General features: G+C 60.5%; 5 protein-coding genes. 4 read left to right on the forward strand and 1 reads right to left on the reverse strand.

Going from position 1 to position 4687, the window contains the following annotated elements; genetic code table 11:
- Positions 1-292 precede the first annotated feature (292 nt).
- Positions 293-1237: an acetyl-CoA carboxylase, carboxyltransferase subunit beta gene (gene accD, locus NW820_RS09080; RefSeq protein ID WP_414407308.1), complete on the reverse strand. Its 945-nt coding sequence runs from the start codon at positions 1235-1237 to the stop codon at positions 293-295.
- A gap of 124 nt (positions 1238-1361) precedes the next feature.
- Between accD and NW820_RS09085 the strand changes: the two genes are divergently transcribed.
- The 4 genes from NW820_RS09085 to NW820_RS09100 all read left to right on the forward strand — a co-directional run bounded on the left by NW820_RS09085 (position 1362) and on the right by NW820_RS09100 (position 4672).
- Complete coding sequence (locus NW820_RS09085; protein ID WP_414407309.1) at positions 1362-2228, forward strand: tRNA (5-methylaminomethyl-2-thiouridine)(34)-methyltransferase MnmD; 867 nt, start codon at positions 1362-1364, stop codon at positions 2226-2228.
- Between the two features lie 154 nt (positions 2229-2382).
- Positions 2383-3015 (forward strand): hemerythrin domain-containing protein, encoded by a 633-nt coding sequence (locus NW820_RS09090; protein WP_011434208.1) that lies wholly within the window; start codon positions 2383-2385, stop codon positions 3013-3015.
- A gap of 71 nt (positions 3016-3086) precedes the next feature.
- On the forward strand, positions 3087-3275 hold the full coding sequence (locus NW820_RS09095) for a DUF4089 domain-containing protein (protein ID WP_011430915.1): 189 nt from the start codon (positions 3087-3089) through the stop codon (positions 3273-3275).
- A complete protein-coding gene (locus tag NW820_RS09100) occupies positions 3272-4672 on the forward strand; it encodes an AtzE family amidohydrolase (protein WP_414407310.1) in 1401 nt (466 codons plus the stop codon). Before NW820_RS09095 ends, NW820_RS09100 begins: the two co-directional genes overlap by 4 nt.
- Positions 4673-4687: the final 15 nt, after the last annotated feature.

Raw genomic sequence — 4687 nt, forward strand, 5'->3', positions numbered from 1 at the left:
TCAGCAGTACGGATGCGCAGCTTGAAATCCATCGTTTCCAGTGAAGACCTCATGCCCCACCTTAACACCATCCGCTACCGCCCACCAGGAAATCTTGTGAAGATCCCCAGGGACAGCGCGGCTCCCTCCAAAAACATCTGCCCTCTCGCCCCCAGCTCCTCTCCCAACAAGCCAGAGGGAAGCCGTGTAAACCCATGAAGTAAGAGCCGCCCCAGAGCTTAGCAGGAACTCCATCCCCCGCAGGGAAGGGATCCCGCCTCGGCCACCCATCTCAGGTTCCAGCCAGATCTACCTACAGCATGGGCTGCAGGGTTAAAGCCTCTGAGCTGATTGAAGGAAGGGACACATGCAAACGGGGACGGTGCATGGAGAGCAACTGGGCCAGGCGCTTGCGCAACTCGGTGCGGGGCACAATCGCGTCGATGAGCCCTTGGGCCAGCAGGTACTCGGCGGTTTGGAAGCCTTCTGGCAGCTTGCCCTTGCCGATGGTTTGCTCGATTACGTTGGGCCCGGCAAACCCCACCTGCGCGCCCGGCTCGGCCAGGATCAAATCTCCCAGCATGGCAAAGCTGGCAGTTACCCCGCCATAGGTGGGATGGGTGAGCACGGAGATGAACAATTGTCTGGCGTCGCGGTGCCTTTGTAGGGCGGCTGAGGTCTTGGCCATCTGCATCAGGCTGAGGATCCCTTCCTGCATGCGGGCTCCCCCCGAAGCCGAAAACAGGATCAAGGGCAGGTGATCGCAGGTGGCCCGTTCCGTGAGGCGGGCGATCTTCTCTCCCACCACCGAGCCCATGCTGCCGCCCATAAAGCGAAAGTCCATCACCCCAATCGCCACCGGGATCCCTTCCAGGCTTCCCAACCCTGTCAGGACGGCATCCTTGAGCTGGGTGCGCTCCTGGTAGGTGGCCAAGCGCTCGGAGTAGGGCTTTTGGTCGAAAAAGTGTAGGGGATCCGTGGGAGCCAGGTGCTCGTCGAGGGGTTGCCAGGATCCGGGATCCAAAAGCTGTTCCAGCCGCTCTGGAGCTGTAATGCGGTGGTGATGCCCACAGCTAGGGCAGACTTGCCAGTTTTGCTGCAGATCCTTGGTGTAGGTCAGGGTGTCACAGGCAGGACACTTTTGCCAGAGGCCGTCGGCAATCTCTCTTACCTGACGCTCTTTGTCGAAGGGGCTGCTACCTGTCAGGTTCAGAGAGGTTTGTCTGCGCCGCTCCGCAAACCAATCCAGTAGAGACATAGCTGTTGAAATATCCTCCCTACTCAGGGATGTTGAGAGCCCTGCCGGTGAGCTGCGAAACACATCTCAACGTTCTCAAGCTATCAAAGAATCGCCCAACTGAAAATAGAGACAACAGCAGGCAATGGAGACTCGGTGGCAGGTGCTGACCACAGGGGATGGATCCCTGACCTTTTTCTCGGAAGAGTTTGGACAGGCTTTTCACAACGTCAGTGGTGCCGCCCAGGAGGCTTTGGAGAAGTTTGTCCGCCCTTGCCGGCTGGATCGGCTGCCTTTGGAGCGGGATCCCGCCCAGCCCATTCGCCTTTTGGATATTTGCTTTGGCTTGGGCTACAACTCCGGCCTTGCCCTAGAAACCATTTGGCAAATCCGGCCCCACTGTTCTGTAGAAGTAATCGGCCTGGAGCGATCCCCGGAAGTACCCCGGCAAGCTTGGCAGGCAGGGGTGGGATCCGACTGGAGCTTTGGGCAAGAATGGCAACACTGGATTGAACAGGGATCCTGGCAATCGGAGCGCTGGCGCGGAACGCTGCTGTGGGGCGATGCCCGGCAAACGGTGTTGCAGGTGCCGCTGGGGTGGGCAGATGCGGTGTTTTTGGATCCCTTCTCCCCTTCGGTTTGCCCAGAGCTGTGGACGGTGGATTTCTTGCGGGCCGTGGCCGAACGGATGCGCCCCAGCGGGATTTTGGCCACCTATTCCTGTGCAGCGGCGGTGCGAGCGGCTCTGTTGGAAGCAGGGCTTTTCATCGGCTCTACCCCCCCGGTAGGTCGTCCTTGGCCGGGGACAGTGGCCTCGCCCCAACCTGACCACCTGCCGCCTCTTTCCCCCATGGAGTGGGAGCACCTGAAAACTCGCGCTGCCGTGCCCTACCGGGATCCCACCTTGAAAGGAGATAGAGCGCAAATCCGTCTGCAACGCCAACGGGAACAGCAGGGATCCCCTTTGGAGCCCACTTCTGCTTGGAAACGCCGCTGGCCTGTGCAAGCCTAGAGAGTGGCGTTGCCGGAGTTCAGATCTGGACAACTTTTCCCAGGATTGCTGCCCGAGTGTATCCAAGACACCTGCGCTATTCCCGTACCCTTACGCAGGCCATCATTTCTTGACAAAGTTAAGCTGAGATGAAACTTCTCTGCTGTCAACTGCCATGTCTTCTGAGGAGTCCCTCCCGCTGACGCGAGCAACCTCTGCCGGTACGCTGATCGCCCTCTGTGCTGAACAGCACCGCGTCATCCTGCAGTTTTTGACTCGCCTGTCTCGAGCGCCGGAGTTGGATCTGGAGCAGCGACGCCTCTGTGTACAAAGGTTGCGACAGCGCCTCTCCCGCCACATTCAACTGGAGCGCCATGTTCTCTACCCCCTGCTCAGGTCGGCTCTCCAGGGGGATCCCCACCTTAGCGACCAAATTGAGCGGCTGGAGCAACATCTGCGGGATCAGATTCCAGAGCTGACGCGCTTTTTGCACCAATCAGAGCGCACCCCGCAGCAGGTGGATCCTTCTGCTGCCCTTCACTTCTATCGGCAATTGCGGGCTCAGTTTGATCAGGAGGAGAAAATCTTGCATCCCCTCTTTGCCCAGCATGTTTCTCCCGAAGCAGAGCAGCAGCAGTTGCGTCTGTTCCGCAAACGCCTGCAAGCCAGCGCTGCTTCCAATCGCTCTGCACATAGCCGTCGCGTTGCTTTGAATGAGCTGGAACGGCAGGCGATAACCCGCCCTGTCTTGCCCAACGAGCGCCTCTGGTCGCTGCAGGGCAACACTGTGCAAATGTCCGCTCCCTAGTCGACGACGGTCTTGTTGTTGGAGGCTAGTGGTGGTATTTTTGCTGCAATCGGCTCCCTGACCCCAAAACCATGCAGCCCTGGGATCCCGAAACCTACGTCGATCAAATGGCCCAACTGCTGCAACTGCCCCTGCATCCTGAACACCGAGCAGGGGTGATCGAAAATTTTGCCCGCTTTCTGCCCATTGCTCAACAGGTGCTGGAGTTCCCGTTGCCGCCGATAGTTGAGCCAGATCCCACCTTTGACCCTCAGCCATGACCGGGGATCCCCATCTTCTCGGCAGCGCCGACGCGGTCTCTATTGCCAGGGCTGTCCGCCAGGGATCCGTGAGCGCCCAAGCGGTGGTGGCCGCCTGTCTGGAGCGGATTCGCCGGCGGGATCCCCAGCTCAATGCCTTTACAGCTGTCTTGGAGGAATCGGCCTTACAAGCGGCGGAGCAGGTGGATCGACAGGTGGCTCAAGGGATCCCTGTAGGCCCGTTGGCAGGGGTGCCTTTTGCCGTCAAGAACTTATTTGACGTGGCCGGCCTCACCACCCTGGCTGGCTCGGCGATCAACCGCGAGAATCCCCCGGCCATCCAAGATGCAACGGTGGTGGCTCGTCTCAAGCAGGCAGGGGCAATCTTGGTGGGCACCCTCAACATGGACGAGTACGCCTACGGCTTCGTCACCGAAAACAGCCACTACGGCCCCACCCACAACCCCCACGATCTCAGCCGCAGTGCGGGGGGATCCTCCGGCGGCTCGGCAGCTGCAGTAGCAGGAGGTTTGGTGCCTCTCGCCCTGGGCAGCGACACCAACGGCTCGATTCGGGTACCGGCCTCTTTGTGTGGCGTCTACGGCCTCAAGCCCACCTATGGCCGTCTATCGCGGGCAGGAGTGGCTCTGTTTGCCGCCAGCTTTGACCACGTGGGCCCCTTGGCCCGTTCGGTGGCCGATATTGCCCTCAGCTTCGATGTCATGCAAGGGCCGGATCCCCAAGATCCCGTCTGTACCCGGCGTCCTGTAGATCCCACCTTTGGGCAATTGGGGCAGGGGATCGAGGGCTTGCGCATCGCGGTGGCGGATGATTACTTTGCCCGAGGGGCAGAGCCCCCCATCTTGGCCGGGGTAGAAAAGGTGGCCCAAGCCTTGGGGGTCGGCCAGACTGTGCGGATCCCGGAAGCCCAGCGCGCCCGTGCCGCCGCCTTCCTGATCACGGCTGCTGAGGGAGCCAACCTGCACTTGCCCAACCTGCGAACTCGCCCCCACGACTTTGACCCGGCCACCCGGGATCGCTTTTTGGCCGGAGCCCTGTTGCCTGCCAGTTGGATCTTGCAGGCGCAGCGCTTTCGCCGCTGGTATCGCCAGCAGGTGCAGGCCATTTTTCAGGAGATCGATCTGTTCATCGCCCCCACCACCCCCTGCTTTGCCCCCTTGCTCGGCCAAGAGAAGATGGTGATCGATGGGGTAGAGGTTCTCACTCGGCCCAACCTCGGCCTCTACACTCAGCCCCTCTCGTTTATCGGCCTGCCGGTGCTTTCAGTGCCGTTGCGCGAGAGCGGATCCCTGCCCTTTGGCGTACAACTGGTGGCCGCCCCCTATCAAGAAGCCAAACTGCTGCGGGCAGCCGCCTATTTGGAGAAGCTAGGGATCCCCAATGCCCAGCCGGTCTGAGCCATGAAGAGCCCT

Origin of the sequence: Synechococcus sp. R55.7 (assembly GCF_047461955.1) — a bacterium.
GTDB lineage: Bacteria > Cyanobacteriota > Cyanobacteriia > Thermostichales > Thermostichaceae > Thermostichus.